Annotated in this window: 29 protein-coding genes and 4 pseudogenes; 13 read left to right on the top strand and 20 right to left on the bottom strand. The window is 54.1% G+C overall.

Features of this window, described 5'->3' with window-relative positions; all coding sequences use genetic code 11:
- Positions 1–41: 41 nt before the first annotated feature.
- On the bottom strand, positions 42–944 hold the full coding sequence (locus tag CXF87_RS09120; RefSeq protein WP_101146414.1) for an ArdC family protein: 903 nt from the start codon (positions 942–944) through the stop codon (positions 42–44).
- A 143-nt stretch (positions 945–1,087) separates the two neighbouring features.
- Here CXF87_RS09120 and CXF87_RS09115 point away from each other — a divergent pair, with 143 nt between their 5' ends.
- Complete coding sequence (locus CXF87_RS09115) at positions 1,088–1,495, top strand: JAB domain-containing protein (protein ID WP_232774836.1); 408 nt, start codon at positions 1,088–1,090, stop codon at positions 1,493–1,495.
- Here the strand turns inward: CXF87_RS09115 and CXF87_RS09110 are convergent.
- Positions 1,492–2,654 (bottom strand): IS3 family transposase gene (locus CXF87_RS09110; RefSeq protein WP_157826482.1). Its coding sequence is split into 2 segments (ribosomal slippage): positions 1,492–2,381 and positions 2,381–2,654, totalling 1,164 coding nucleotides; the frame shifts between segments, so codons are not numbered across the junction. The genes CXF87_RS09115 and CXF87_RS09110 overlap by 4 nt on opposite strands.
- A gap of 75 nt (positions 2,655–2,729) precedes the next feature.
- Here CXF87_RS09110 and CXF87_RS09105 point away from each other — a divergent pair.
- Positions 2,730–2,903, top strand: a pseudogene (locus CXF87_RS09105) (JAB domain-containing protein); the annotation flags it as partial.
- A gap of 1,160 nt (positions 2,904–4,063) precedes the next feature.
- Here CXF87_RS09105 and CXF87_RS09100 read toward each other — a convergent pair.
- Positions 4,064–5,095: a plasmid replication protein gene (locus CXF87_RS09100; protein ID WP_101146411.1), complete on the bottom strand. Its 1,032-nt coding sequence runs from the start codon at positions 5,093–5,095 to the stop codon at positions 4,064–4,066.
- Positions 5,096–5,128: 33 nt separating this feature from the next.
- Positions 5,129–5,368, bottom strand: a pseudogene (locus tag CXF87_RS22390) (histone-like nucleoid-structuring protein, MvaT/MvaU family); the annotation flags it as partial.
- A gap of 886 nt (positions 5,369–6,254) precedes the next feature.
- Here CXF87_RS22390 and CXF87_RS09085 point away from each other — a divergent pair.
- From CXF87_RS09085 to CXF87_RS09070, 4 genes are read left to right on the top strand one after another with little or no spacing between them, the layout of a single operon-like run.
- Positions 6,255–6,590, top strand: coding sequence for a hypothetical protein (locus tag CXF87_RS09085; protein WP_101146408.1), 336 nt, complete (start codon positions 6,255–6,257; stop codon positions 6,588–6,590).
- Positions 6,575–7,531, top strand: a complete 957-nt coding sequence (locus CXF87_RS09080) for a tyrosine-type recombinase/integrase (protein ID WP_101146407.1) — start codon at positions 6,575–6,577, stop codon at positions 7,529–7,531. Before CXF87_RS09085 ends, CXF87_RS09080 begins: the two co-directional genes overlap by 16 nt.
- Positions 7,528–7,896, top strand: coding sequence for a hypothetical protein (locus tag CXF87_RS09075; RefSeq protein ID WP_101146406.1), 369 nt, complete (start codon positions 7,528–7,530; stop codon positions 7,894–7,896). The genes CXF87_RS09080 and CXF87_RS09075 overlap by 4 nt, the downstream gene beginning before the upstream one ends.
- Positions 7,893–8,624, top strand: coding sequence for a hypothetical protein (locus CXF87_RS09070; RefSeq protein ID WP_101146405.1), 732 nt, complete (start codon positions 7,893–7,895; stop codon positions 8,622–8,624). Before CXF87_RS09075 ends, CXF87_RS09070 begins: the two co-directional genes overlap by 4 nt.
- A gap of 54 nt (positions 8,625–8,678) precedes the next feature.
- On the opposite strand, the gene CXF87_RS09065 is transcribed toward CXF87_RS09070, so the two are convergent.
- The 7 genes from CXF87_RS09065 to CXF87_RS09030 form a co-directional block, all read right to left on the bottom strand.
- Entirely contained in the window at positions 8,679–9,740 is a 1,062-nt protein-coding gene (locus CXF87_RS09065) for a YaaC family protein (RefSeq protein ID WP_101146404.1), read from the bottom strand.
- A 110-nt stretch (positions 9,741–9,850) separates the two neighbouring features.
- A complete protein-coding gene (locus tag CXF87_RS09060; protein WP_101146403.1) occupies positions 9,851–10,864 on the bottom strand; it encodes a hypothetical protein in 1,014 nt (337 codons plus the stop codon).
- An 88-nt stretch (positions 10,865–10,952) separates the two neighbouring features.
- Complete coding sequence (locus tag CXF87_RS09055) at positions 10,953–11,234, bottom strand: helix-turn-helix domain-containing protein (protein WP_008958302.1); 282 nt, start codon at positions 11,232–11,234, stop codon at positions 10,953–10,955.
- Between the two features lie 5 nt (positions 11,235–11,239).
- The gene (locus tag CXF87_RS09050; RefSeq protein WP_101146402.1) at positions 11,240–12,403 is read right to left on the bottom strand and encodes a ParB/RepB/Spo0J family partition protein; all 1,164 of its coding nucleotides are present in this window, start codon (positions 12,401–12,403) and stop codon (positions 11,240–11,242) included.
- A gap of 1 nt (position 12,404) precedes the next feature.
- Positions 12,405–13,181, bottom strand: a complete 777-nt coding sequence (locus CXF87_RS09045) for a ParA family protein (protein ID WP_035557937.1) — start codon at positions 13,179–13,181, stop codon at positions 12,405–12,407.
- A gap of 197 nt (positions 13,182–13,378) precedes the next feature.
- Positions 13,379–13,651: a recombination-associated protein RdgC gene (gene rdgC, locus CXF87_RS09040; RefSeq protein ID WP_101146401.1), complete on the bottom strand. Its 273-nt coding sequence runs from the start codon at positions 13,649–13,651 to the stop codon at positions 13,379–13,381.
- A 66-nt stretch (positions 13,652–13,717) separates the two neighbouring features.
- Positions 13,718–16,690 (bottom strand): Tn3 family transposase, encoded by a 2,973-nt coding sequence (locus tag CXF87_RS09030; protein ID WP_101146400.1) that lies wholly within the window; start codon positions 16,688–16,690, stop codon positions 13,718–13,720.
- 232 nt (positions 16,691–16,922) lie between these two features.
- Between CXF87_RS09030 and CXF87_RS22385 the strand changes: the two genes are divergently transcribed.
- Positions 16,923–17,045, top strand: a complete 123-nt coding sequence (locus CXF87_RS22385) for a hypothetical protein (protein WP_422822249.1) — start codon at positions 16,923–16,925, stop codon at positions 17,043–17,045.
- Positions 17,046–17,205: 160 nt separating this feature from the next.
- Here CXF87_RS22385 and merR read toward each other — a convergent pair whose 3' ends face one another.
- Complete coding sequence (gene merR / locus CXF87_RS09020; RefSeq protein WP_063091985.1) at positions 17,206–17,670, bottom strand: Hg(II)-responsive transcriptional regulator; 465 nt, start codon at positions 17,668–17,670, stop codon at positions 17,206–17,208.
- A 244-nt stretch (positions 17,671–17,914) separates the two neighbouring features.
- Between merR and CXF87_RS09010 the strand changes: the two are divergent.
- Together CXF87_RS09010 and CXF87_RS21570 are read left to right on the top strand one after the other, a co-directional pair.
- Positions 17,915–18,697, top strand: a pseudogene (locus CXF87_RS09010) (ISL3 family transposase); the annotation flags it as partial.
- A gap of 165 nt (positions 18,698–18,862) precedes the next feature.
- Entirely contained in the window at positions 18,863–19,024 is a 162-nt protein-coding gene (locus tag CXF87_RS21570) for a hypothetical protein (protein WP_157826481.1), read from the top strand.
- Here the strand turns inward: CXF87_RS21570 and CXF87_RS09005 are convergent.
- The 7 genes and pseudogenes from CXF87_RS09005 to CXF87_RS08980 form a co-directional block, all read right to left on the bottom strand.
- Entirely contained in the window at positions 19,015–19,392 is a 378-nt protein-coding gene (locus CXF87_RS09005; protein ID WP_101146399.1) for a YkvA family protein, read from the bottom strand. The two genes, CXF87_RS21570 and CXF87_RS09005, sit on opposite strands and share 10 nt — an antisense overlap.
- Positions 19,393–19,410: 18 nt before the next feature.
- The gene (locus tag CXF87_RS09000) at positions 19,411–19,890 is read right to left on the bottom strand and encodes a hypothetical protein (RefSeq protein ID WP_198556036.1); all 480 of its coding nucleotides are present in this window, start codon (positions 19,888–19,890) and stop codon (positions 19,411–19,413) included.
- Positions 19,891–19,917: 27 nt separating this feature from the next.
- Entirely contained in the window at positions 19,918–20,439 is a 522-nt protein-coding gene (locus tag CXF87_RS21925) for a hypothetical protein (RefSeq protein WP_232774823.1), read from the bottom strand.
- Positions 20,440–20,595: 156 nt separating this feature from the next.
- Positions 20,596–20,733 (bottom strand): annotated as a pseudogene (locus tag CXF87_RS22380) (zf-HC2 domain-containing protein); the annotation flags it as partial.
- A complete protein-coding gene (locus CXF87_RS08990; protein WP_085682206.1) occupies positions 20,726–21,310 on the bottom strand; it encodes an RNA polymerase sigma factor in 585 nt (194 codons plus the stop codon). The gene CXF87_RS08990 and the pseudogene CXF87_RS22380, both read right to left, overlap by 8 nt.
- Positions 21,311–21,383: 73 nt before the next feature.
- Positions 21,384–22,838, bottom strand: coding sequence for a cytochrome D1 domain-containing protein (locus CXF87_RS08985; RefSeq protein WP_101146398.1), 1,455 nt, complete (start codon positions 22,836–22,838; stop codon positions 21,384–21,386).
- A gap of 228 nt (positions 22,839–23,066) precedes the next feature.
- Positions 23,067–23,741, bottom strand: coding sequence for a MerR family transcriptional regulator (locus CXF87_RS08980; protein ID WP_198556035.1), 675 nt, complete (start codon positions 23,739–23,741; stop codon positions 23,067–23,069).
- Between the two features lie 164 nt (positions 23,742–23,905).
- Between CXF87_RS08980 and merT the strand changes: the two genes are divergently transcribed.
- From merT to CXF87_RS08960, 4 genes are read left to right on the top strand one after another with little or no spacing between them, the layout of a single operon-like run.
- On the top strand, positions 23,906–24,268 hold the full coding sequence (merT, locus tag CXF87_RS08975) for a mercuric ion transporter MerT (protein ID WP_085682208.1): 363 nt from the start codon (positions 23,906–23,908) through the stop codon (positions 24,266–24,268).
- 13 nt (positions 24,269–24,281) lie between these two features.
- Positions 24,282–24,578, top strand: coding sequence for a mercury resistance system periplasmic binding protein MerP (gene merP, locus CXF87_RS08970; RefSeq protein WP_085682209.1), 297 nt, complete (start codon positions 24,282–24,284; stop codon positions 24,576–24,578).
- Between the two features lie 5 nt (positions 24,579–24,583).
- Entirely contained in the window at positions 24,584–25,987 is a 1,404-nt protein-coding gene (merA, locus tag CXF87_RS08965) for a mercury(II) reductase (protein ID WP_085682210.1), read from the top strand.
- Positions 25,988–26,007: 20 nt separating this feature from the next.
- A complete protein-coding gene (locus CXF87_RS08960) occupies positions 26,008–26,220 on the top strand; it encodes a hypothetical protein (protein ID WP_223305241.1) in 213 nt (70 codons plus the stop codon).
- A 161-nt stretch (positions 26,221–26,381) separates the two neighbouring features.
- Here the strand turns inward: CXF87_RS08960 and CXF87_RS08955 are convergent.
- Positions 26,382–26,602, bottom strand: a 221-nt coding sequence (locus tag CXF87_RS08955) for a hypothetical protein (protein ID WP_442906349.1), incomplete at its 5' end; no start/stop codon positions are given.

The following is a 26,602-nucleotide window of genomic DNA, read 5'->3' as shown; positions in this document are numbered from 1 at the left end:
AGCCTCCCGAGGGGGAGGCTGTTGAATGGTAAAGAAAAAAATCAAGCTGCCGCGGTTGCTGCAGTTGAGTCTTCTTCTCCGTCGATCAAACCGCACTGTTGTGCCATTTGCTCGATGAAGTTGACCGCCTTCTGCGCATCAGCCAGAGCACGGTCGATCTCTTTGGCCTGGTCACCTTTGAGCCGTGAAGCCCATCCAGTGAGGTAGGACGCCGAGTTTTCGGGGGTAGCAGGGAGACCAAAGCGCATGGCTGCAAGCCAGGCGCCAGCTTCTGCCACTACTTCCTCTCGAGCGCGATCGCTCTTGTCCCGGTTGAGGCGCGAGGGAGCACCAGTAGCATGGATCAGCTCATGCAGGCCGGTGGCCGCAATTTCACTAACCTCATGGAACTGTTCAGGACGGGGCAGGCGTATGCCATCCGTAGAGGGCCTGTAGTAGGCCTTGTCACCGCCCCAGCTTAAAGGGATGCCCGATGCTTCAATCAGCCGTGCAACGAACTGCACGGGCTCAGGTTGAGCTTCTAAGACAGGTGGCTTTGCAGCCTCTGTCAATGGGTCCGCCAGCTGCTCCTCGTTAAACACATAAAAGATACGGTTCACGGGGATGATTTTCTCCTCCGTTGTGCCGTTCTCCTTCTTCTCGCGCTTTTTGTGGAATTTCCAAAATTCCACGGGAGTGCCCTTTTCGCCCTTGCGGGGGTGAGTGCCGAGATCCTTCGCTTGCTTGAAAGTCACCCAGGCAGGGCTGGTGTAGCCGTTTTTATATGAAGCAATCCAGAGACTGATGATATTTGACCAGCCAGTGTAAGAACGCCCTGAAGAGGCGTTATAGGGCTGGCTCACATCTTTGTCGCCTGGTTTCCAAGGCTTCTGCCAGGGGGCTGTGCCTTCCATCAAACCTTGTATGAGTGCTTCGCGGATACCATCGATTGCACGTTTGCTCATGATCTATCTCCTCTCTCATTCCTGCAGTAGTGCAGGTCTCAAGAAGGGATAGGGCGCTAGGTGACAGCCGGTGGGGGGTCAGGGTCAGTGCTTTCCCTAACTCTAATCGAGACCCGGCAGCGGGAATGAGAGAGGAGAGAATGATGAAGCACACCAACCAGTTGGATATGTTCGCAGTTAGTGAGGCGGCCAAAGTTTATAGTTTCCCTGGAAAGGGAACCGTAGAGATCACAGAGCAGCGTAAAGAGCGTGAAGATGCTGTTATCTCAGAGGCACTGAACATCATCGAAGCACGGTTCTATGGTCAGCTTGAGAGTGAGGGTGCAAAGATAACGGCTCCTTGGATAGCGGTTGATTATCTGACGCTCAAGTATGCGGAACTGCCTTACGAAGTGTTCTCAGTGACGTGGCTGAACTCGCAACATCAAGTCATCAAGCATGAGGAGCTTTTTAGAGGCACCGTGGATAAGGCGGCTGTCTATCCTAGGGAAGTGGTTAGAAGTGCGATTGAAACGAATGATGTGGCAACAGTCTTCCGGACATATTTTTAAGCAGCTACTGGTAGCGCTGACTCATAGTCCACTGGACTCATATAGCCATTGCTGGAGTGCAGCCGCACCCGGTTATAAAACACTTCGATATACTCGAAGATGACTTGCTTCGCTTCAGCCCGCGTCTTGAAGTCTTCATGGTGAACAAGTTCCGTCTTTAGCGTGTGGAAGAAGCTTTCTGACGGGGCATTATCCCAGCAATTTCCCTTACGACTCATACTGCACCGATAACCATGTTGCGTCAGCAGCTGCTGGAAGTTGTCCGATGCATACTGGCTGCCGCGGTCGCTATGAACCAGTAATCCGGCCTTAGGCCTACGCTTCCAAATCGCCATGGTAAGCGCATCATTGACCAGCGAGGTCGGCATGCGACTATCCATTGACCAACCTACGACAGCGCGCGAATACAAGTCGATAAACACCGCTAGGTAAAGCCACCCCTCCCGCGTCGGTATGTAGGTGATATCCCCCACATAAGCCTGATCGGGCTTCTCCGTGGTGAAGTGTCGATCCAGCAGGTTGGGAGCAACGGGTTTATCATGTTTCGAGTTCGTTGTTGCCCTGAACTTGCGCCTTGTTTTGCACGCCAAGCCTTCCTCCTGCATTAATCGGCCAATGCGACGCCGACTGACTGATTCATTCTCTTCAGACAGCTTCTGCTGGAGACGTCGCGTCCCATACGTCGCTCGGCTGGCTTGATGGTGTTTATGAATGTTGGCCTTCAACGCTTCATCTCGCTGGTTTCTCAAGCTGGGCGGCCGTAATTGCCACTCGTAATAACCGCTTCGGGAAACGTCAAACACCCGACACATCAGAGCGATGCTGAATTCGCTCTGATGGTGCATGATAAAGGTGTATTTCAGCGTGATTCTTTGGCGAAGAAGGCTGCCGCCTTTTTTAACAGTTCCCGCTCCTCCTTGAGTCGGGCATTTTCACGACGCAGCTGTTTTAGCTCCTCATACAGATGCACGTCATTTACCTGCTTACCGGAGCCTGGCGGTGGTTCGCCGTGAAATTTATTGATCCAGGTATGCAGTGTATTGACGTTCACCCCCAGTTCCCGGGCGGACTGGGCAACTGGCTGATTCGATTCTATCGCCAGTTTGACGGCACCTTCTCTGAATTCGTCGGTATAAGAATTGGTTTTCTTCTGAGTCATGACACACCTCTATAAGCAGGAGATATTACCTGCCTCTGTGTGTCCGGGAAACTATAGCCACTTCAGAATGCTTCCGCCGTATTGTTGTGTCACAACCATCCTAGCGGTAGTCCTCAAGAGAGTGATGCTGATCGTCAGATTACGAAGAAGCTGCAAGAGGCTTTGGATGTGATCGACGTAAAGGTGATAGACCACATTATTGTGGCTGGCACCGAGCATGTCAGCTTTGCAGAGAGGGGGCTGATATAACTTCAACGGTTATGCCGTTTTCATGGCCTCACCAGCATTCCAGCTGGTGAGGCTTTTTTATGGGCTATCCTTTAATTGTTAAACCTGCTGTGATGTTGATACTGCTCTTCTAATGGCCCACAAAGAAACTCGGTGGCTTGGGGGGTGTTAGGAAAGGCTGGTTAATATAAAAAGGTTAAAGGGTTAAGGCTGGGTTAAAACAGGGTTACGAGCGAGTAAAGAAGCATCAAACCACTGAAAAGTATGCATTATCTTTCAAAAACCGATGCAACGTCCCCACCGCTTGCTATGCAACATTCCCACCGCTTGCTGTGCAACATCCCCACCTGGGGCTCAAAGTTATCCTCCTGATGTCCACAGAAAACGTCTTTTTGTCCACATTTTGGCTCATTTAGGCACCATCTGTGCAACATTCCCACCTGCAAGATTTAAGAATGATAGGTTGACATGGCCAATTCGATCCGCTTTACATCAACTGTGCAATATACCCACCTACTATAGGGGACTAAATCGCTGGTCAGAAAACAACCTGTGCAGTGTCCCCACCGAAACCGTGCAACATTCCCACCTATAGAACGGTACTTTTCCACAGGCTTACCCACAGTAAATGTGGATACGTTGACTGTTATTAGAGCACATTTATACCGTTACCATTTTAAGCTGATCAATTCAGTAGCTTGGCTTCTCTATCATCAGATTGTTACTGATCAACAATCCCCAGCCAGGGAAGGTATGACGCTTTTGAGCACGCTGGCCGAGCATTAGAGGCCTGTCGCGGCAGCTAATGGTGCAACGTTCCCACCTACGTTTGCCCCACGAGCTGCACTCTTGAACGCCTACTGTGGTGATGGCAGTGTGCTTTATTAGGGTGGCTTGACGTTGGCCACGCTCATTGGGCGGTGTGATCGAGGAGGTCTGGAAGCGGCCATCTGTGCAACATTCCCCCCAAAGATGACTCACGCTTGGCTTGCTATGAGAACTGATACTGCCGTGCCTCAATAGTTTCTGCAGCACAGCACCAGGGTTCCGATCCACGCTGGCTGAGGGCTTGAAGGGGCGCCGAGTCATCCATGTGTGCAACATCCCCCCTACGCAGTAAATGCGATCTACATGCATTCAATGAATCAGAATTCGCAAAGAGCAAATAAGGGAATAATATTTTAAAGAGATGTTTCGCGAATAGAATGTAAGTCTTTCTTTAACCGTATTGAGTTACTTTTGTAATTTGCACGTTTAACGGTTTTAACAAATTTATCTGTTGGATAAATCGCGTAATATATATCAACAAGTTTTTTTCCTTCCGTGATTCGCTTCGCTTTATAACTAGCTATAACCTCATGCTCAACGAGTACGTCAAGGGCAATCTTCATGGCTCGCACATTACTGCCCATGCGATCTGAGAGGCCGCGAGGGCTGCCTGACAGGTAAGGAACGAGGTGTGGAGTATAGGGATCATTGGCTGATGCCTGGCTCCAGTAGTGGCTCATTCGCTTATGCATGTACCGGGCAAGAGGACTCTTAATCGCCATCGAAGTGCTATAGTCATATAGCCGGAAAGTTTGTTTAAGAATGCTCTCAGTTACTAAAGGGTTAAACTGTACGTAGCATTTAGTATCGCCTTCGCGCATCTGAATATCTTTTCGCGTGGTTAGGCCGACCATAGGAAAAAAGCTAGAAGAAATAACAGTTTCATTATCATTTGTGACCGTTTCAAGCTGTGCGCCACGGCAAACAAGAATAGCCTCTTTTATCTCGCTGAGTTTGAACTCATGTTTATTCCGGCGTAACTCAGCACGCAACTCGTAGAAAGTAAAAAGCACACCGACTTTACCATCGATCATGACGCTTCCGCCATTAACCGCCAGTTTTCTTAAAGCGTCTTCTATAATCTCTTCACGCTCACCAGGGTAAACTAGCTCATGTTTACCATTGCTATTCTCGATAATAGCTGGCTTAACTTTAACCTTTATAACGCGTTCGCCTATACGGCATTCGCGCTCTCTTACCGCGCTGTTAAGGTCTGTGAATCGACGACGCTTCTCCAGAGAATATTTAGGCAATGCATCGTAAATGTCGATGCTATTGCTATAATTTTTGTCCCGGCTATCGCTCAGGCTGAATAGGTCAAGCTGAGGCGGCTTATTAACCGAAACAGCTTGTATGTCCTTGTCTTTATTGCTATCGCTGGCCATCTCTAACCTCTGTCAGCCTACAGTAATAACCTGCTATTTCTCTTCGACAAGCCAAGAATCAACGACCTCGGCACCGTGCAGATCCTTCCATGCCCTCAGGGTTTTATGATTGCCGCCTCTTATTTCGACAATCTCCCTATCATAAGGATTGCGGTATACCTTTATCTTTCGCTTTTTACGTCGAGCCGGAGACTCGCTTACGCCTTTTTCAGCATTAACCAATTTAATAACGTCCAAGGCTGTTCTATTATAATCAACTATTAACGTTTTTAAGCGATTAAAAAAGCACTTTCACGCTTGAAATCTTCTCGACTCTTCGATTCTCAACCGATATTAGTTGCTCACGAAGAGACTCCGATTGCTCCTGCAGCTGTTGGTATTCAAGCAATATAGACATGTGCTTCCAGACAAGGCAATGTAAAAGTGTGCAAAGCACATTTTGTAGCTAACGCGGCTGTATGTCAACGATATGCGACCGTTGACAGTGACCGATAAGCTATCGCAAAAAATTCTCTCCATGGAGGTGCTTTGCCCAAAAAATACCCTTTATTTCGCAAAATCCACGGGCGTTGACCCTGCCAATAGGCTAGATTTTGCGTACAGGCTTGTTGAAAATGGCATTTTGGTTGTAAGAATACTTATAAAACAGTGTGTTAAGATAATATTTTCCGCTTTCGAGTGATGCTATTTTCACACTCAAAATTGCAATTGAACTGGCGCTTTATTTCTCTACTTATTAAAATAGTTATTTAAGAAAGTAGAGAAGGGCCGTGAACCCTAGTAGGCTGTATGAGAGTCACGTGAATAACGCTCTGCTGAATGAATTTGAAAGCAATCTACAAAATTGCGGTCGTCACCGACACCCTCGTACTGATCATAGACTAGGATGGCCCACGAATGGTCATCAATGATGCTCAGCGGGTCATCAGTCGAATCGCAGCTGATTTAGGTGGTCTCGGCAAACGACGGATCTTTTACCGGGATTCGGGCGGCTGGTTCACTAGGTTGGGCGTCGAAGCTGGGGAGTTCAAGGGATTATCACCATGTACCGGTCACCAGGAAGAAGTTTTCGCCTATTGGTGCCAGGATGCGGCTCAGCCGCAAGGCCGATACTAGCCCTGACCAAGGGAAAGAATCACAACCATAAGAGAGCAATTGGATGTTCGATCACTTGATTATGCCACCTCGAGCAGGATATGTGGTTATCACTACCAACGACTTCATGGCCATCGTCCGCGATACGGGCGATATTGTTAGCGTCATAGAGGACGCCGACGCTGTTCTTGAGCACTTGAGCTTAACGCTCCCGGGCGGGCTGCGTCGCCAGCGAGTCTACGTCGAGTCGTCACCAGGCTCATCAGATTTTCACGAGCTGTTGCATGCAGGCGGGGATTTGCTCGATATAGTTGCGTGTTCTGCTGACCAGGCTGATTATTTGCAGCAACACGTTGCCGGTTTAGAAGGAAGGGAGCGCCGGGAATGGCTGATTCACTGACGATTATTCCTCCGTCCGGCACTGGTAGCCTTGCTGTAGCATCAAATACCTTGGCAGAGGCGAAAGGAAACCCGGCGCTCTCTTATCTCATGGGGCTCGATTCCCGCAGAAGCCGGGTGACGATGCGATCGCACCTTCAGCAAGTTGCACACCTTAGCGGCGGTCATGACATTAAGAGTTGTCCGTGGCATCTGATCCGGCGCGAACATGTGCGCTCGATCATCGAAATGATGAGTGAGCTGGGCAAGGCGCCAGCGACCATCAATACAGCATTGTCTGCGATGAAGGGTGTGGCGCGTGAGGCTTGGGTCGCCGGTCGCATGGACAGTGAGAGTCATCATCAGATAAGCGATCTCAAGTCTGTCAGAGGCTCGAGGTTGCCGAAGGGCGTACACCTAGATGATGTGGCGATCCAAGCCCTTTGTTCCGCATGCGAAACAGACGAGACTCCCAAAGGGGAGCGGGATGCCGTGCTACTCCACTTACTGGTCAACACGGGGCTGCGTCGATCGGAGAGTGTATCCATAGACCTCGAGATGATTGACCGCGGCCGGCAATCGATCAGGATTTTGGGCAAAGGGAACAAGGAGCGCCTCGTCTTTCTGCCCAATGAAACGTTCCTGAAGGTCGCGGCATGGCAAACCCGGTTGGGTCGGGATGTCGGCCCTCTGTTCCCTCGAGTGCGCCGCCATGGTGTGATTACTGATCTTCGAATTACTGACCAGGCTGTGTACTTCATCATTAAAGAAAGGGCTGCTCAGGCGGGCATAAAGGAATGCGCACCGCACGACTTTCGTCGCACCTTCGCTACGAATTTGCTGGATAGAGGGGTCGACGTTCTCACCGTGCAATACGCTTTAGGCCATACCAACCTAGTCACCACACAACGCTATGACCGAAGTGCGGAAAGGCGCCTGGAGGAGGCGATGAAAGGGATATGACACAACAGAACAGGGCTTCACCCCAAGTCATAGGTGTCATCCAACGCCTTGCTAACAGTGACATAACGTTCAACACCAGCCACGATGGCCCAGCTGGAAAGGTAACCGTGACGCTAACGCCAGGTCAGCTCGAGGTGTTCTGGTGCGATCCGGCTGCAGCTTTTGCCAGTGTCTATGGTATTACCCGGGGAGACTACCTCGCCTGGCAAGCAGCCGGGTACATGGCGCAGTGTGCCGAGCTGACCACAAAGGGGCGGCAATGCCGGAACCCAGTCCATGGTGGCCATCTTGTAGCAACCCCAGATCGATGGGTAGCCATGCGCGGCAACTACTGCCTAATTCATCAGGAAGGGGTCAGCAAATGACTGGTCAGAGAGAAGTAAGCGGTTTATGGAGCACCGGACCTCTCTACTCCCGTCACCCTGCGACCGACCTTCGAGATGTTTTCGTTGGTGGGAAGAACCCCAGCCAAGCGGAAAGTGATTTCGAGAATGGCATCGCTCGCATGGGTGGGTTTTGGCGCCAGCCATCTTATGTGGGGGCCTATCTGACTGCAGCCTCTTTGCTCGTTGAGCAAGGGCAGGCACGTGGTAGCTTCGATGAGATAGGATTACCAGCTTTTTATCTTCAGCGTCACGCTGCGGAGTTGATTCTTAAAAGGCTACTACAGTGGTGTTTTGAGATTATTGAATGTCGGAATCAGATCAAACCTGGGCAGGCTATTACGATTACAAATCGGCATCGCCGTTCGCTAAATGATGAGCATGACCTGCGGAAAATTCTGAATAGCCTGAAAAAGGCAGCCAAGCTAGCCGATGAGAAAATTCCTCCAGAGTGCTTGGCACAGCTAGTTGAAACCATCAGCTCTGTGGAGGCTTCACCGCACTGGTCCCGCTACCGAGTTGATTCTCGCAGCACACAGAAGAAGCTATGGGAAACCACGGAGATAGTTATTCCAGTGGCAAGCCTTCAGACCCAATTGGATCTTGTCGCCAGTGACGTGCTGGCGCGTAGCCTTGAGCAAGAATGTTATGAAAACGCGCTGTATAGTACCTGGGCAGGGTTGACGTCAGCCTTAGAGGGACCACAGTAGCCAGCTCAGTCAATCAGCTTGTCGGCTATTCATATCGTACCTTGACATGAGTTCTCATGGGGTTCGTATGGCTGGTCGCCAAAACTGGAACCCTGTAATTTCCGACGCCATCTGATCAATGAATTGATCCGCTGAATTTGTCATGAACTCCGTGATTAGCCAGTTCGATGAGCCGTAGAGGTGTCTTTCTAGGCCATTAGGATCGTAACGGGCTAGTTCGCTCAGCCGATGCATCGCAGCAAATATAATGGTAAGACCGTGGCGCTCAGATGGCGGATTACTGCTCAGATTCCGCTTGATGTACCACAGGTCGCGATTCCCAGAGATAGGAACTATGATTCGACGGGTCTTGCTGTGATATGTGCCTAGCCGTTTTTGGGCCAGTAGTTTTTCAGCCTGTGGGGCTTTACCTCGCCACCAGTTGAAGCGCTTTTTTCGGCGAATATATGTTTTTCCCTCCTCAGTGAACCATTCAAAAGAGTGAGGGATATTTCTGAGCATCCGCCCATCTGCATACCTGGGCGACACTTCAGCTTGGAACCAGCATTCACGAGCCTTGGGATCAGGATGTTTTACGTAGCAAGCACTTTCTAACGGAATGAAGAGCTCGGGGGCTGCCCTGAAAGTATGCAAGAATGCTCTATGCACAAAAGGGACATTCCAGAGCAAGTCCTTGAGGTTATACTTTTCGGTGGCGTGTGTGACGGTGCTTTCCCCGAGGTACGTACACAAAGCAGGCAAGATACCGCCAGACTTAAAAGTTATGGCTTCGTTCGCCAAGCTAGCCTTGGCTTTCGCTGGCCTATCTCCGGTAACACCATGATTCTCTGCATGCGTGGCGCCTCGAACCACAAGGAGAGCTTTGGTTGCGTTCAGGAATGAGTAATAAAGGGATAGTGGCGAGGCCTCAACATCCATATACTTAGCGGCTTCATGAAACCTTCGTGCCTGTGACCAGAAGGATAGTGCCTCACTCTTATTCTGTCGCTTAAGCCAAAGCTCTACGAAGCTCCATGGGTCTCTTGTGAGTACACTCTCCGATACAAAGTCAGGGTGGTTGATAGCTTTGTGCATCCATACCCGACGATTGCCAATTTTTATGTTTTCTGCAAGCACTTTCGCTCCTTAAGAGGCTTTCCTGCGGGTTAGTAGGCTACAAATTTGCGGTATGGTTGGTCGTCATCAGCCGTAGCGGAGCCTTTTAAGGTAGTTTCGGTCTCGTTCATTCATGATTTTAGCTTTCGCGGGCCTTTGAATCTCATCAGTTCCTGGCTCAGCATCATGCCAGAGGTTACACCCACCAAGCCAATCCCTGCTTTGATCGGCCACTCATGATCAAACGTTAACAGCAGTAAACCTGCAAATAGCAGGAAACACATGACTGCAATATTGCGCTTCCAGTCAAGACGATATATTTCGAGATCATGACAATGAAAATATTGCTCCTGACTGTCCCTGGCCTTTCGAGCGAGAAGAGCCTGCAGGTCAAGAGTTCTATCCCTTTCCTTCCGTGTTCTGGCTGGTCGATGAAGCCGGCGCTCATAAATCGCCAATCGCACCATCTCTTCTTCAGGTAGATGCTCTATATTCTGCCACCTCTCTGTCGATACGCCGTAAGCATCAAGTATTTTCCGAGCAAGGTTCGGACGCCGCAGAACCTGGATGTAGCGACCATCGAGCATTGCTAACCATTCGTCACGATCATCGCTGGGCTCAATTATCGTAATTCGAGATGGGGCCGGATAACCAGCTTCCTGAACCCACGCTGCTATAGCCGGTTGATCATGCGATCGCATAAAAGCGACCCTGTGTTTTCCCTCATGAGCAATGAATAGCCCAAGTGGCTTGTACCAGATATATAAGGCGTTATCCCTTGAGCCAAAGTAGGTCGCGTAGCGCTCGATTCTTTTCACCACCTCCTCTGCTGGCACGTTCTCAGGAAGCCCTTTGATGCTTGCCCCAAGGACATGTTTCGGATCTACAAAGGCTCGATAAGCCTGTCCATTCTGGTCTTCCCAGTTTAAAAAAGGTATCAGCACTGCCATTAATGAATCTGGGTGTAGTGCGCAGGTTCCTCGATCATTGTCCCCTATGTCATTAAGCAACGGTTGCCCAATTGTCTTACGTGCGTATCTATCCAGTTCGACCTTCAAAGTGGCAAGCTCTTTAACTACATCTTCATGACCAATTGAAGCAGGTTGCTTGATGAGACTCCGTGGGGGTTTATCGGATTCAGTCACTGCTGATGACTCCGTGTTGACTGGCACAGAAAGGTGGGGCTGGTTTGAAAAAATTCGGGGAGCTATATGCTCCCCGGGTGTCAGTTGGCTAGGAAGTGCTGTCTCCAAAATGCACTCGAAAGGAGTTTGGGTCCAAGATTCCCCAGCCTTCGAGTGCGTAATAGCCCATTGCACCTTCAGGTGAGCTAGGGTCACGAATAAAGAGGATTTTTACCTTAAACTCTTCCCGGATCGAAGTCAGCTGCCGTTTAACCGTGCCAGCCGGGATGCCCGTAGCCTCAGAGATGTCCTGAAGGCTTGGGCGATCCATGTGGTCAATAGCACGGATGATGTCGTATTTTCGCTGTGTGTCACGCGATAGGCTCGGCATAGAGGTCAGTCCTCACCCTCGACACCAAGTAGCTGAACGTCAGAGACCCTTACCCTCAGTGTGTCTTTTTCATCATCATCTAGCCGAACCCAGCAATAGCCAGTCTCGCGATCGATACGATCAGTCTGTAGCAAGCCGCTACGTAGTGCGCCCTTCACGGTCACGCTTACCACGATACGAGCCCGGGTGGGCTCCTTTGCCATTACTGGCGCAGGTGTTTCAAGTTCGACGACAGCCGCCTTCTTGGGCTGGGGTTGCTCGATTTTAGTGGCCGGTTTGGGTGTCGGTGGCTCTTTCTGTGCAACATCCCCCTTACCAGGAAAGGAGCCCTCTCCCTCGGAAATCTGAGGTGGTATTTCAGGCCGGCCGTCATCAGTAGTGTCACCCTTGGCAGTCTCTCCGGCAGAGGGGGTTGAGTCGAATCCGCTAAGTGGTGGTTGGCCATCCTGCGACCCTAGAGCTGGCACCTGAGGCTCCATGGGCGCTGTTCCAGGATCTTCAGGCAGGGTGCCATCCTTCGCCTGTTTCAGCAGCTCACGGCAGGCCTTCCGGCTAATCCCGTCTATCAAAGCCTTTTCACAAATGCGTTCTGCAATCTCAGGCGCAATCTGATATATCTGCCTGAGCGAGTTCAACGATTCTGGGTCAGACGTAACATCTTCCTCGTAGAGCTTCTGCACGCATTCCGGGAGCTTGAGCAGCGATAGGTGCTGCGAGATGTAACCACGCGACTTGCCTAGACGCTTAGCCACATCAACGGCCTTCCACCCACCATCAATGAACTTCTGAATCCCCTTGGCAATCTCCATCGGAGTCAGGTTCTCTCGCTGGATGTTCTCGATCAGCTCGCCGGCTGTCTCGTCCAGCTCGTTCTGGTCTTTTTTATTGACGATCGCCTCAACCGGTACGCCAGCCTGTTTACAGGCACGCCAACGACGCTCACCTTTCTGAATCCGATACTTACCGTTGGCATCTTTAGGAGATACGATGATCGGCTGTTCCTGACCATGCGACTTAATTGAGTCGGCTAGCTCCTCAATGCCGGCGAATTTCTCGCGGACCTGGCCATCCTTCGGCACCACTTCTGCTGTATCCAGCACCAATACTTCCTTGGCGCCTTTTGAGCGGCGTGAAAGGCTCTGTAGGTTGTCTAGTTTTCCTAATGCCATGTCAGCCCACCTTTTCCATGAGTTCTTCGATCACTGCACGGATTTCTTTCCCTGCCTCTCGTGCCGATGTCTTTTTTATGCTCCAAACGGGTACGCCGTTGAGGTTGGCCACGTCGAGTTGGCCTCGAACGCCAATCTCAGACTTGTAGACCAGATCCGGCACTGCCTTGCGAAGCTCATCTCGTGTGATCATGTCCTCCTCGAAGCCACGCTTGAGGTTATTGATCACCATCCCGGTATTTTCCAGCTCGGGATTCAGCTCCTCCTGAACGCTTATGATCGTGTTCAGCAGACCCTCTACGCCATCCAATGCAAATCCGCTCACTTGTACTGGACAAATGACATGGGTAGACATAGTAAGTGCAGCTACCAGCTTACGGCCCAGACTAGGGGGACAGTCGACCAGCACATAATCGTAGTTGTCCAGTATGCCGCTAGCCTTCAGGTTTGTGATCGGGTTCACAACACAGTTCAGCGGTAGGGACTCAATCTCGGACAGCTCAGGATCGTTCTTGGTGGTCCAGATCAGATCCATTCCTCGCACGCATTTCATCGGCTTGATTTCATGCATGTTCTCATCGAACAGCCTGACTGAGGGAGTGCCTGTATAGGTTGCCTCATCGCTCTGGCTCAACCGGCTAGAGGTGTTGCCCTGCGGGTCGAAGTCAACTGCTAGTACGCGATAGCCCGCCTCCACGAGGTAGAAGACTGTTTGAAGACAAATGGTCGATTTTCCGACCCCGCCTTTCTGATTGGAGAAACTGATTATTTTGGTCATGGTGTTTCCGGTAGCCGACCTGGAAAAGACAGGTTGAGAATGTCCTTTTGCAAACAGTGGCGATCCTTGCCAAGTTACGCATGCGAAACATGATAAACCACATAAACTGATACGGCAAATAGTATAAAATGCTCTATATGGCGCATAAAAACGCCTGGACGGAGCCAGGTCAAACGCAGGATATGTATGGGTAGGTTTCAGGCTGCTTTAGATGCCTGAACAGCTTTTTCAGTGGCATCCTCTAGCGTAGGGACAACTTCACCCCCCAGTAGGGTGATCAGCTCCTCAGCAACGGCCGCAAGAGCTGGGATGTGAATATGAGCATCCGTATCAAAGTTTGATGCTTCATCATCACCCGAGTCAGCCTGCTCAAGCAGTGCGTCATCGAATTTGATCTTCTTTAGGGCTAGATCATCCAGAAGCTGCATCGCCAGCTGGCCTTTCCGAGCAATCGAGAGCGCTGAACAGATGCGGCCACCCGAGGGTCGGCAACGATTCTGACGAAATCCTCCAAAATGTGCCTTAACCTATTGTATTTAAATTATTTTGGCGTTGTAGCTCATGGGTGAAACCTGCCGTTCAAAATCAAGCGTATAATCGCCAAATCGGTTGATATGGTCCGTGCGGTATGGGGCCAATCCTTTGAGAATATCGTGATCAATATGATGGCCGCGATCCTTGAGATCTTTAAGGGTTAACGTCATCGACTCCACATTGTGAAGAATGACCAGGTTGGCCACCAAGTGGTTATATTTGATCACCTTCCGTTGCTCGTGGCGGATATTCTCGGCGATCACCCCCTCGCCGCCGAAAAATAGCCATTTTACGAACTGGTTGAACTCCTCCGTTTTGTTCGTCTCCGCATGAATGGTTCGCCGCAACTCCACGCTGCCAATGTAGTCCAGAAGAAAGGTTGTCCGAACTACCCGCCCCAGTTCCCGGAAAGCAAAGTAGAGTTTATTCTTGAGGCTTGCGGTACCTAAACGTCGCAATACCGTGGACGGTGCTATTTTCCCTGCCTTTATCGATAGCGCCACCCGGAGCATGTCGGGCACATGGGTTTCGATCAGTTGCCAGTTAATGGTTTCGCTGAACAAGGCATTGATGTGCTCATACCGTTGGCGTTTGTCAGGCTTGTAGAACACCAGCTGCTTCAGATTCCGGATGCGGGGCATCAGGTTGATACCCAGCAGGTAAGCCAACCCGAAGACGGGCGCACTTTGCGCCTGAGTATCGCCATGCAAGGTGTCAGGCTGGATATCGGAATCGTTTTTGATCAGCCCGTCAAGGATGTAAATGGCCTCATAAACGCCGCAAGGGATGAAGTGGCTGAACAGCGCGATGTATTTGTCGGAGACGTGGTAGTAGCCCACCCCGCCGTAGCCACCGTACCGTATGTGGTATTCCGATAGCAGATTCTGTTCGTACAGATTCCATTTTGTGCCATCGGCGGCAGCCCGCTGGCCAGTTCCCCAGTGTCGCGGCAGCCGGTAGCGGTTGTAGGCATTGATAACCTGCACAATGGCCTGCTCCAAGCGCTCTTCGGTGACGTGCCGCAGGTTGAGCCAGGACACCTGCCGGCGATTAAGTGTCGTGATGGATCGGGCGGTCTGAGTTGGCCCGAGATTGCAGCCATAGCAAAACAAGGTCGAAACAAAGCGGGTACGTGGGTCTTCCAGCTTGCTCTCAAAACCGGAAAGTGGTCCAAAGCGTTTGTGGAGCCCCAGCCATTTTTCGGCTTCCACCAGGATGTCGAGAATATTCTTTTCGGGCAAATTCTGGGATAACTGTTTGTCAATTTCGGCCAGCCCATCGGGAGGCGCTGTGCGACGGTGCTTCCGGATCACCAGCTCTTCACCATTGAAGACGGCGTATTCATTCTCCGGGAAGTTACGGTCAATGCGGTCCGCCGTTTCGCTCAAGCGTGAGCGGGCCTGCGCCACAAAAGCGGCTGGGTCGGATGCGATATCAACCATCGCACTGTAGTCCGCTATTTGGGCATCATAGACACTCCAATCCACGAGCTGATCGCGGTAGTCGCTGTACTGGTCGCTATTCGCGACCGCGAGATCGCCGGAAATCAGTTCACGCTTCACCTGCGTTAGTACGCCCAGCTCGAAATACTTCCGGTAGACCATACCGGGCAGTAGCTGGCTTGACCCGGACCCCAATATGAGACGGCGCCAACGCTCCGGTAGCCAGGACACGTCGACGGGTTGAGTGCTGAGCACAAGGCATTCCTTGCGGCTGTGCCGGTGCTTTTTCAGAGTCGCAATCGCCTCAATCAAGGATTGATCGTGGCTGGTTGCCGTCAGATCCAGTAGTTCAAGGCAATTGAATAGCAGGGGGCGTAACGGGCGATAGGGTTGCAGCATAAACGGGATGAAGTTATTGCCAGCATAGGCCATGTGTTCCTCACACTCGGCCAGTAATTCATCAGGGTCGCTCTGGATGGCAGCCGCCACTCGGGCACCTCGCTCGGAATCCGTCGGCGCTTCCTGAACGGCGGTCAGCACGTCACGCAGTTGAGCGACCAGTTTGTCCATCCGTTTCATGTGATCCAGATGATACTGGTTCAGGTTGGCTTCCGCCTTAGTCTTGATGTTGCGCATCTTGCGGACAAAGATGTCGACGGCATCGTCCATTGCGCGACGCAATTGGGCATGGACCAACAGAATCATCAAGGCATAGCGTTTGGTGCTTTGCATAGCCTTGATGTTGGCCGCGCCAAGCGCTCGTGCTTCCAGTATGAAGTGGTGATACTTGGCGGCTGGAATGTGATCAACAGCGGGCAATCGTTGACACCAGCCCTGAAGCCATTCCAGGTGCTGAAGATACTTCTTCACTTCCGTATTGGTCGGCTTTTTGGGTTCCTGTTTCAACTTATGCCAACTGGTATGAGGGGAATCATCCGGCACTTGCAGCAACTGGTCAAATTCGTTTTTTTGATGCGCTGTCAAACCCACATTGAGCGTCCGAAAGTAACCGGTATTGACCGTGCTGCGAGCCTGACGCGCGGTCCGTTGCAACGTTGAAAAACCCGGTAACTCAAAACGCTGGCGCACCAGCTCTTCAATCACCACATTGATGATGTCCGCCAGGTCCTGCTTGGTGGTGGCCGCTTCACGCGCTAGTTCCCGTACAATTGCCTTGCCTTCAACGGTGAACGCCTTGATGCCCACCTGTTGACGAACCGTCTCCAGCATCCGCTGACGGGCGCCGCCATTGCGGTCGTAGACCCTGAGCTGGCTCAATGCGAGATGTGAAAGGTCGTCGCACGCCAGAATGTGCGTTGTAATGGATTGGGGAACGGCTTTGAGATGGACAAAGTAGCCCAGACGCTGCACTGTTTTCAGGAGAATGAGTAGGGCGCCACGAGCAGCCGGAGTTCGACCGTGCTTTCGGGCAAAGGATCGTTCCTGGGTAGAGGGTGTATAAATTTCTGCCAGTTCTTGATCCGAGACCACCGCCTTCAATCGCGGATAGGCGGTTTCATGGAGGCTACTCATACGCAGTCCTTCGCTATGGGGTTCCAGTGAAAGGCATTAGCCCACAGTACTTTCGCTCTTGAGGGGGGCATTGCTTATAGTAGGCAGCAATTCGTCAAGACCAAAGGAACCGCCCGTTATTTTGTGAACGCCACGCTCGCTTTACGTTACGGGATTATTCGGTCATCGATCGCCGGTTCCCCGATTTATTGAATCGTTACACCACACCGCAGACTGATTCGAGCTATGGCCATTGAGCATCTTTCCCCCCCCACTGATCATTCACACCTACCAACGCCTTTCTAGTGCCCAGCTAATCGCTCTGGCAGGGACCGGGCTAACGACGGTGGCGCTGGCGCCGCTGGCCCATGACTGACGGGCGGCAGTGCGGGCCAGGTGCTCGGCATTGCGCTGGCCCTGAAGATGATTGCCTACGCCCTAATAGCACCTCTGTTTGGGGCTGTTGCCCAAAAACTTCCCCGCCGTACTCTGCTGGTCACACTGGACATTCTGAGGGCCTGCGGGGTTGCCCTTTGTCACTGAGGTTTGGCAGGGGGCCCACTCTGGCTAGGGTAGGTACAAAATTTTCGCCCAACCCCTTCATGTAATGACGCAATTAAGGGGCACGAGATATTGCCCTCTTGGGCGCAGCACCGATCAACCATGGCGCTCAGTAAAACCTCAATTTGCTGTAGCTTTTCGATCTTCCCACGTACGTCGTGCAACTTGCGCTCCGCGAGAGTGCTGGCTTCCTGGCAGTGGGTGCCGTCTTCGAGTCGGAGCAGGTCGCTGACCTCATCGAGACTGAAGCCTAACTGCTGCGATGTTTTCACAAAGCTCAACCTGCCGATATCGCTGGGACCGTAGCGTCGAATACCCCCGAGAGGACGCTGGGGCTCAGGTATTAACCCACGTCGCTGGTAGTAGCGGATGGTCTCAACTGAGACGTTCGCCGCCTTAGCCAGCCCCCCGATGGTCAATGAGTTCATTTCATCCGGCATTTGCCTTGACTCCGTAGTTGACTACGGCCTCAAGCTTAACCTATCGAACAAGGCCGTAGAAGGTGTAATTGCAATATCAGAGTTGAATTCCGAGTCACAATCCGGTCGCGAGTCGTTAATCGCAGGCGGGGTTGCAGCCTGCTCGCGTCGGCCTGCTGTCTGGGCACCTTGGCCCTGATCGCCCTGGGGGGTTCCGGTGCCTGGATCGGCAACCTGGCGAAGTCTGCGAGGTACCGCAAGTGCGCACCGCTTCGAGACACCCCGCTACCTAGGTATCGACGAGCTGTACCTGAACCGCCGCTACCTCTGCATCCTGACCAACCTGGAGGAGCGTACCTTGTTAGACCTGCTGCCCGGTCGTCAGCAGGAGGCAGTGACGAAGCGGCTCATGAGCATGACCGAGCGCGACAAGATCGAGATCGTCAGCATGGACATGTGGAAGCCATATCGCCGTGCCGTCCAGGCGGCGCTGCCACAGGCCCGCATCGTGGTCGATAAGTTCCATGTTGTGCGTATGGCCAACGAAGCCCTGGAGAAGGTCCGCAAGGGGCTCAGGAAGGAGCTGAAGGCCAACCAACGCCGAACCCTCAAGGGTGACCGGAAGACCTTGCTGAAGCGGGCTCACGACGTCTCCGACCGCGAACGTCTCATCATGGAAACCTGAATGGGGGCCTTCCCCCAGCTCCTGGCAGCCTACGAGCACAAGGAGCGGTTCTACCACATCTGGGACTGTGCCAGCCGGCGAGATGCTGAGCAGGCGCTGGCTGCCTGGATTGACGACATCCCAGTCACCAATGCCTTCACGGAGTCGATCAACCGGCTGGCCAAGGACAAGAACCGCGATGGCCGGGGCTACTCATTCGAGGTGATGCGGGCCCGGATGCTCTACACCACCAAGCACAAGAAGAAGGTGCCGCAGACCAAGGAATCCCCCTTCCTGGGCAAGGCCACCATGACCTACGGCATGGGTCTACCCGAGCCCGAGAAGAACTTCGGTGTCGATCTATCAACCTTCTGGGAAAATTAAGATATCGGTGGGCCTACAGGGATCGTCAACCAATTAATCCGGATACCCATTTTCTAATGGCCACAGCTTGACCGTATCTCAAATGAGATGCGCAATAGCGTCATGTATGACACTCGGATAATTTATCATGGCTCACACTTCAATGCTGGGTAACGGAGGACGAAGGTGAGCAACAATTATGCGGTCACCATTGTATGTGCTGGCCTGGATGATGTTCTCCGGGGTAAATTCTTGGAGAGCGTGCGCGGCCCCCAGAATTGGGCAGTGGCCAGCGTCATCCGCCAAGTACAACTCGCCCTCCCGGTGTTTATAATTAATCACAAGTAGATGGCGCTTAGAAGGGCTGCACAGACGATCCATAGGGTGATAAATACCCCCGCTGCCATGCGGCTTACCGGACGCTCGGTGGCTTTGGCGGCGGTTTCTCGGTGCTCGCTTATTACCTCTGGCGGGATAAGCCTCACGACCAGCATGATTCCGAGCGGCACGATGATGATGTCATCCACGTAGCCGAGCACGGGAATGAAGTCGGGGATCAAGTCGATGGGCGAGACAGCATAGGCCGCGACAACCACCGCAAGCGCCTTTGCGAACCACGGGGTGCAGGGATCACGAGCGGAAAGCCAGACCGCGTGTACGTCACGCTTGATGGTTCGTGCCCATTGCTTGGCGTTCGAAACCAGTTTTATTGTCATAGTAAGTGTCTCTGTACGCTACGCATTACGGACGCGGAGCATAGCCAATGTCCCGGCCGCCATCAGCAGGGCCGCCAAGCCAAAGCCGAGAGTCGGCGAGACTGCGGTCCACACCAAACCGACCGTGGCGCTGGAGACGAACTTGGCCGTCCCGTTGACCGTCCCCAGCGCACCATAGCTGATCATCAGGGTGTCGGCCTGCACCATTTCGGCTGTCACCGTGGACTCCAACGCTTCCTCGACAGTGACGTACAAGCCAGCGACGAAGAAGATGACGGCGAGCAGCGGCACGCTGTCTACCGAAAGCCAGAAGGCCAGTGCTGTCAAAACGGCCGTGAGCGTTCCCAGAACATACCCGCCGACCAGCATGGGGAGATGGCCGAGGCGATCCGCCATAGCGCCGACCGGGTAGGACATCGCGACCTGCACTTGCCGACGGTGGTCATCGGTGCCATGAATTCGTGACAAACCTGATTTTGATTCAGTGTAGTAGGTCATGGTCAAATAATCACCGTTGACAGCAAGTCAGGAGGCCCCCGTCGTGGCTTCGCTTACCGCCGGCATATTCCCGGCTGGCGCAACCACCAGCAATCCCGAGTCCTCCATGGGTAGCCCGAGCACCTCCAACTGATCGGCCCGGGTACGAAAGTCGCCGGCTCGGGCCACCGCCTGTCGCACATCCGGATCCCGGAAGAATACGCGCTCCGAGATACGATACTGGATGACTAGGCTGTTGCCCTGGCGCATGGCGTACGCCTGGGCAGGCTCGCCCCCCACTCGGGTCATCCAGGTTGCCAGCACCCGGCTGTTTGCCCACGGCAATGGCGGAGACACTTCCGAGCTGCCGGCCTGGATAGGCAGTTCCTCAAGGGCGACACGCTGATAATCGTTCAGCACGTCACTGACCATGGGAATCCTGTTGATATTATCCGGCGTCACGCTGGGCATCAGCAGTACCGCTGCCAGTACCAGGGCGACGGCCCAACCGCCACTGCCAATCACAACCGACGGGCGAAGGCTGCTCAGCCAGCGTTTCAGATTCGTCATGCGGCGACGACCGGATGGGCCCTTGCCACCGACGGGGGCGTTCGCAAGGGCGATATCGAGCCGCCCGTCAAAATCGGCGGACAGTCCCGGAGTGGGTATCATCTGCAGTCGTTCGGAAAGAATTCGCTGACGTTCAACATCGTGTTGGCAGGTCTCGCATCCAGCAAGATGGGCCTCGACCAGGGCGGTGTGATGCTCATCCAACTCACCATCGGCATAGCCCGCCAGCCAATCCTGGATTTCGGCGTGCAGGTCGGACCATTCGTGGGCGTCTGTGTTTTTGAGATCACTCATGGGAATTCACCGATGTGTATTTTGTGTGGCTGGCAGCCAGGGACCTCGGGCTTGCCTTGATCAGTCGCTTAACGAGCAGGCGCCGCGCGCGTGACAGGCGACTCATGACCGTCCCCGGTGCCAGGTCCAGAATTTGTGCGATATCCTGATAGCTCAGCTCCTCAAAGTCCCGCAACAGAATGACCTGCTGAAAGCTGTCCGGCAGGGCGTGAACCGCAGCCATGACCTGCGCATCGCTCTGGTTTTTCAGGAGCTGATCGAAGGGGCCCGGGGCACTGCAGGGATACTCATTCAACACCGCGTCACCGGTGGTCAGCACCGGAGCCAGTTGCTGCCGGCGCCCATCCCGCCGATAGTCATCGGCAACCACCCGGTTGAGAATCCTTAGCAGCCAGGCGTAGGCCGCCACGTGATCGTCCAGTTGGTCAAAGTCCCGCCAGGCCCGGAGCAAGGTCTCCTGGGTCCAGTCCTCCGCCATTTCCTGTGAGGGGGCCTGGCGTTGCGCAACACCGTACAGGCGGTAGCGCCAGGGCCGTACCAGTGTGTCGAATTGCTGCCTGCTTCCGGTGCTGCGCATGGGGCTGCCCGCTACCTATTTATGGTCACTTCACTGGAGGACGTCACCGGGTCGCCTTTTATTCCCGACTTTTTTATGGATTGCCCGGTACCGCGAGCCAGAAGGGGAACTGGCCTCCAACCGGCTCCCGGCGGACCACCTCGAGGGACTGGGTATCAATAACGGCAATGTGGTTATCCGCCGTGACCGACGCGTAAATGAACTGGCCATCGCGGCTTGCCCGAACGCCGTGGGGGCCAACGCCCACGTCGACATTTTTGACAATTTTAAGGCTCTCGGAGTCGATTATAGTGACCACGGACGCAGAAATCGCACCGGTTGCGACGTATTGCTCGCCAGGCACCACGTCGATGCCGCCATGGCCACTACCCACTTTAAAAGTTTTCAGCATGGTTTCGCTAGCCAGGTCCAGTACCCCCACGTTGCCGGTAAAGTCGCGCAGCCATAGCCGTTGACCGTTGGCGCTGATGTCAATGTTGTGAGGCGTCTTGAGACCCGGAGTGGGGATCTGACGCTGTTTTTCCAGGGCCCGCATATCCACTACCGCCAGCGCGCCTTCGCCCTGCAGCGTGACGTAGGCGAGTGTGCCGTCGGCGCTGTAAACGAGGTTGTGGGGTACCTTGCCCACTGGAATTTTCCTGACCAGTTCAAGGGTATTCATATCGATCACCGCAACGTCGCCTTGGGTCGGCGCCACGGCGAGGCCGTAACGGCCATCCGGTGAGATTTTTACGCCCTGGGCCACCTCACCGATCGGTACGCTGGCCATCACCTCACCGCTGGCGGTATTCAAAACGTAGACATTGCCGGTTTTGAAGCCGGACACCATCAGCCGGGAACCATCAGGACTCAGGGCATTGTAGTGAGCGCCCGCGACGCCGGGCCAGGCCTGCTTTGAGGGTAGGACTTTCACGATGCCGCTGTTCTGGACCGCCACATACAGAGGGTCGCGAATGGACTTTTCCAGGCTTAGTTCGGGCGCCGACCGCACGGGAGTGGCTTTGGTCCGCGACTGCTCAGGCGATTGGCCCAGCAGGGTCTGCCGCAGCTGGTAAACATCCTTGCCGGACAGGTCCTTACCCGCAATCGCTTCGATTTCTTCAGGGGTGTAGGGCTGAAACTCACCAGCAACCCGCTTTTCATTGCCGAACGCCGTCAGCACGTAATTCAGCACATCCGCCATTTGCTGGTTAGTGAGCGCACCGCCCCAGGCCGGCATGTTGCCGTTGTAGCTTGTGCCGTCGACTTTGATGGGGCCGGTCAGGCCGTACTGCAGCACATGCCCCAGATAGCGGCGGCCACCGATACCGTCAGTGGCATTGTACATTTGAGCGGTGTGGTTTTTTTGCGGGGGAAACGACCCCGGTATGCCTTGACCCTGAGCCTGATGGCAGGCAGCGCACTGCTGGTTGTACACCTCGCTGCCGCGCTCAAAGCGGGTGTTTTCCGCCGCGCTCACGGGCACACTGACACTGAGCAGGGTTGCGGCGACGAATGATGTGATGGCATGGGGGATCGGTGGACGCATATTACAAACTCCAAAGGCTAAAAGAAGTTCGGCCGGACTCATGTGCTGGCAAGACCTCTTGCCAGCAAAGCACCGGTCGAAAACGATCTGTGAAGCCAAAGGCGTCACCGGGCCGGGATTTATTCCCGAAACTTTCGGCCCGGCCCCCTACCCGCGGACCAAGGCTCAACGAAGGCCAGTAACCCGAGGCTCGCGGCCAAGGGCAAGGCCGCCGAGAATTCCAAGGGGTTATTCTGTCGTGTTCATGATGTTTGCGGAGTACCCCGCACCACGCACAGCCTCCGCAAGTTGTTCGTCCGAAATCCTTGATTCGTCAACTGCCACCCGGGCTTCACCGCTTTCATGGGAGACGGAACACCCCTTGACGCCGGTTTGCTGTTCGAGAACATGACGAACAATTTCCTCGCACCCACCGCAGTGCATGCCGCCGATTGAAAGCCTGATTGTCTGCATGTCTGTCTCCTCACTTATGATCGGCTCGCCTGTAGGCCCCGCATTCTGCTCCAGGGCGTCAAATATGGAACAACACTGCAACGGCCCCTGTCCGGGACAACAGTCCACAAGTGCCGCCAGCCCCTGGCGGATTCGCCGTAACTGTTCAATTTTCTGGTCTACGTCGTGCAGCTTTGCCATCGCCCGCTGGCGTACATCACTTGCGTCTGCCTGGTTGCTTTCGGCATCACGCAACGCGAGCAGCTCAGCGATCTCACGCAGTGAGAAGCCCAGCTCTTGCGCTCGACGAATAAAATGCAGTCGCCTTACCGTGGCGTCCGAGTAAATCCGATAGCCACCTTCCCTGGGACGTGGCGGCTGTTCAATGAGCTTGCGGCGTTCGTAAAAACGAATCGTCTCGACACCAACACCCACCACGTCAGCCACTTTGCCAATGGTCATGTCTGTCATGGCAGAACTCCCACCCAGTAGATCCGAATAATAAGATTAGTGCCCGTACCACGGTACGGGGTCAAGAGTGCTGAACATTTTATAGGAGTGTGGGGCTTGACTCCGTAGCCGACTACGGAAGTATTTTGAAGATAGCCAGCAAAGTCATGAAAGGAACCGTCGCAATGTCAGAGTTGAAATCAGAGTCCAAATCCGGTCGCGGGTCATTAATTGCAGGCGGGGTCGCAGCATTGCTCGCATCGGCCTGCTGTCTTGGCCCCCTGGTCCTGATCGCCCTTGGTGTTTCCGGTGCCTGGATCGGCAATCTTGCCGCTCTGGAGCCTTACCGGCCGTGGTTTATTGGTGCTGCTCTGGTGGCGATGGTCTTTGCCTGGCGTCGGATATACCGGCCTGCACAGGATTGCGAGCCGGGCGAGGTCTGCGCAGTACCGCAAGTGCGCACCGCTTACAAGATCACTTTCTGGATCGTCGCGTTGCTCGTACTGATCGCGTTGGCATTCCCTTTCGTCTTACCGTTATTTTACTGAGAGGCCATACACCATGAGAAAGTCCCTGATCACTGCCGTACTGTTTACGCTGTTCAGCATGCCTGCCTTGGCGGAGCAAAAGACGGTGACCCTGTCTGTTCCCGGAATGACCTGTTCGGCTTGCCCGATTACCGTCAAAGCCGCTCTCAAGAGAGTTGATGGGGTGAGTTCTGTCCAGGTCCGCTATGAGGAACGTGATGCGACGGTTACTTTCTACGATGACAAAACCTCTGTCGACGCAATAACTCAAGCCACGACCAACGCGGGCTACCCGTCCACACTGATACAGTCCGGGGCGAAACAGGAGTAGTGTTTATGAGTGATAACGATCTGCACATTGCCGTGATTGGCAGTGGTGGCAGTGCCATGGCCGCCGCTTTGAAGTCGGCGGAACGCGGAGCCCGAGTGACGCTGATCGAGCGTGGTACCATCGGTGGCACTTGCGTCAATGTCGGCTGCGTGCCCTCGAAGATCATGATCCGCGCCGCTCACGTGGCCCATCTGCGCCGCCGCAGTCCGTTCGACGAGGGCATTGCGGCAGTCGAGCCGACCATTGACCGGCCCCGGTTGCTGGCCCAGCAACAGGCCCGGGTCGATGAGCTTCGTCGCGACAAGTATGAGGGCATTCTCGACGACAATTCGGCGATTACTGTCCTGCGGGGTGAGGCCCGTTTTATCGATGCCAATACAGTGCAGGTTACTACACCTGATGGTACGGAACGCGAGGTACGCTTTGACAGAGCGTTCATTGGTACCGGTGCGCGGCCTACCATCCCCCCGGTTCCGGGCCTGTCCGATACGCCGTACTGGACGTCCGCCACGGCACTGGCCAGTGACACCATTCCGGATCGACTAATTGTCATTGGGGCATCCGTCGTGGCAGTGGAGCTGGCACAGGCGTTTGCCCGACTGGGCAGCGAGGTGACCATCCTGGCGCGCAGTCGACTGTTATCCCGGCAGGACCCGGCTGTTGACGAGGCCATTCAAACCGCGTTCAAAGCCGAGGGTGTCAAGGTTCTGAATGACACCCAGGCGAGCCAGATCAGTTATACCAACGAGGAATTCGTGCTCGACACGAACGCCGGGGAACTGCGGGCCGATCAGCTGCTGGTGGCCGTGGGACGCACACCGAACACAGACAGGCTGAACCTGGAGTCTATCGGCGTCGAGACTGATCGCGGGTCCGTTATCGTCAATGAGCAACTCGAGACCCGGGTGCCGGGCATTTACGCTTCCGGCGACTGTACCAATCAGCCCCAGTTTGTTTATGTGGCGGCAGCGGGTGGTAGCCGGGCCGCGATCAATATGACCGGCGGCGATGCCCGCCTGGATCTCAGCGCCATGCCGGAGGTGGTCTTTACCGAGCCACAGATTGCAACCGTCGGTTTATCCGAGGCCGACGCCGAGGCAAGTGGCTACGTCACCGACAGCCGTACCCTGACCCTCGACAATGTGCCACGGGCCCTGGTCAACTTTGATACCGGAGGCTTCATTAAAATGGTCGCGGAACGTGAAAGCGGGCGGTTACTGGGTGTGCAATCCGTGGCGGGTGAGGCCGGCGAACTGATCCAGACCGCGGTGATGGCGCTACGCGCCCGCATGACCGTCAACGAGATTGCCGATGAGCTGTTCCCGTACCTGACGATGGTAGAAGGTTTGAAGCTGTGCGCTCAAACGTTTACCAAGGATGTCAAACAACTATCCTGCTGCGCGGGATAAGGCAAGGCCCCGTGAATGATATGCGAGAAATCGTGAATCGGCTGGGCCTGACCGGAGAAGCGGAGGCCACGCTTCATGTGGCGCTATTGCGTGAGCTGGTCCAGGGTCGTCCTGTCACTCTTAAGCGGCTTGCAGCGTCGCTCAACTGGACGACGGACCAGGTGGTGCAGGTGCGGGAACAGCTGCCTTGCGGAACCGTCGAGTATGACGGTCAGGGGTTGGTCGGTTCGTAGCTAATCTGGGCCCAACCGGGCGCCCTTTCTCACCCAATGTGGTCCCACTGCTCAGGATAATTGCGGGCCCAACAGATTAGCTTTGTGAGCCACTACAGATACCTGTTCATCGTATTCTGAGTGCTTCCGGGCAGCGTAGCCAGCCGCGACCACACTCACCATTAGTCGGTGTCCCGGATCAACCTGGCGACTTTGGTCAGTAAGGTGTTTGCGGCGTTGTCCGTAAATTGCTGTCCTTCCTCGATGTAGCCCCGCACCGTCCCGTCATGCTTCCAGCCACCCTGGCGCTTGATCTGCGCAAAGTCGACCTTTTCCCGCGCGGCGGCGGTGGATAGACCGCGCCGGAAGCTGTGACTGCTCAGGGTCGGCACGAAGTCCAGGC

The sequence above is a fragment of the Halomonas sp. MES3-P3E genome, assembly GCF_002836035.1.
Classification (GTDB): Bacteria; Pseudomonadota; Gammaproteobacteria; order Pseudomonadales; family Halomonadaceae; genus Vreelandella; species Vreelandella arctica.
Note: the sequence above shows the minus strand (reverse complement) of the source record. Positions and strands in the feature narration are given on the sequence as shown.

What these genes read in the sequence shown, in the direction of transcription:
- merA (WP_085682210.1), top strand. Translation starts at nt 24,584, where the DNA reads ATGAGTGATAACGATCTGCACATTGCCGTGATTGGCAGTGGTGGCAGT.
- CXF87_RS09085 (WP_101146408.1), top strand. Translation starts at nt 6,255, where the DNA reads ATGTTCGATCACTTGATTATGCCACCTCGAGCAGGATATGTGGTTATC.
- CXF87_RS09005 (WP_101146399.1), bottom strand. Translation starts at nt 19,392, where the DNA reads ATGACAATAAAACTGGTTTCGAACGCCAAGCAATGGGCACGAACCATC.
- CXF87_RS09100 (WP_101146411.1), bottom strand. Translation starts at nt 5,095, where the DNA reads ATGGCCAGCGATAGCAATAAAGACAAGGACATACAAGCTGTTTCGGTT.
- CXF87_RS09080 (WP_101146407.1), top strand. Translation starts at nt 6,575, where the DNA reads ATGGCTGATTCACTGACGATTATTCCTCCGTCCGGCACTGGTAGCCTT.
- CXF87_RS09075 (WP_101146406.1), top strand. Translation starts at nt 7,528, where the DNA reads ATGACACAACAGAACAGGGCTTCACCCCAAGTCATAGGTGTCATCCAA.
- CXF87_RS09030 (WP_101146400.1), bottom strand. Translation starts at nt 16,690, where the DNA reads ATGAGTAGCCTCCATGAAACCGCCTATCCGCGATTGAAGGCGGTGGTC.
- CXF87_RS09120 (WP_101146414.1), bottom strand. Translation starts at nt 944, where the DNA reads ATGAGCAAACGTGCAATCGATGGTATCCGCGAAGCACTCATACAAGGT.
- CXF87_RS09115 (WP_232774836.1), top strand. Translation starts at nt 1,088, where the DNA reads ATGAAGCACACCAACCAGTTGGATATGTTCGCAGTTAGTGAGGCGGCC.
- CXF87_RS09055 (WP_008958302.1), bottom strand. Translation starts at nt 11,234, where the DNA reads ATGCCGAGCCTATCGCGTGACACACAGCGAAAATACGACATCATCCGT.
- CXF87_RS09000 (WP_198556036.1), bottom strand. Translation starts at nt 19,890, where the DNA reads ATGACCTACTACACTGAATCAAAATCAGGTTTGTCACGAATTCATGGC.
- CXF87_RS09070 (WP_101146405.1), top strand. Translation starts at nt 7,893, where the DNA reads ATGACTGGTCAGAGAGAAGTAAGCGGTTTATGGAGCACCGGACCTCTC.
- CXF87_RS09045 (WP_035557937.1), bottom strand. Translation starts at nt 13,181, where the DNA reads ATGACCAAAATAATCAGTTTCTCCAATCAGAAAGGCGGGGTCGGAAAA.
- CXF87_RS08990 (WP_085682206.1), bottom strand. Translation starts at nt 21,310, where the DNA reads ATGCGCAGCACCGGAAGCAGGCAGCAATTCGACACACTGGTACGGCCC.
- CXF87_RS08985 (WP_101146398.1), bottom strand. Translation starts at nt 22,838, where the DNA reads ATGCGTCCACCGATCCCCCATGCCATCACATCATTCGTCGCCGCAACC.
- CXF87_RS09050 (WP_101146402.1), bottom strand. Translation starts at nt 12,403, where the DNA reads ATGGCATTAGGAAAACTAGACAACCTACAGAGCCTTTCACGCCGCTCA.
- CXF87_RS08980 (WP_198556035.1), bottom strand. Translation starts at nt 23,741, where the DNA reads ATGACAGACATGACCATTGGCAAAGTGGCTGACGTGGTGGGTGTTGGT.
- CXF87_RS21925 (WP_232774823.1), bottom strand. Translation starts at nt 20,439, where the DNA reads ATGACGAATCTGAAACGCTGGCTGAGCAGCCTTCGCCCGTCGGTTGTG.
- merP (WP_085682209.1), top strand. Translation starts at nt 24,282, where the DNA reads ATGAGAAAGTCCCTGATCACTGCCGTACTGTTTACGCTGTTCAGCATG.
- merR (WP_063091985.1), bottom strand. Translation starts at nt 17,670, where the DNA reads ATGCCGGATGAAATGAACTCATTGACCATCGGGGGGCTGGCTAAGGCG.
- CXF87_RS08960 (WP_223305241.1), top strand. Translation starts at nt 26,008, where the DNA reads ATGCGAGAAATCGTGAATCGGCTGGGCCTGACCGGAGAAGCGGAGGCC.
- merT (WP_085682208.1), top strand. Translation starts at nt 23,906, where the DNA reads ATGTCAGAGTTGAAATCAGAGTCCAAATCCGGTCGCGGGTCATTAATT.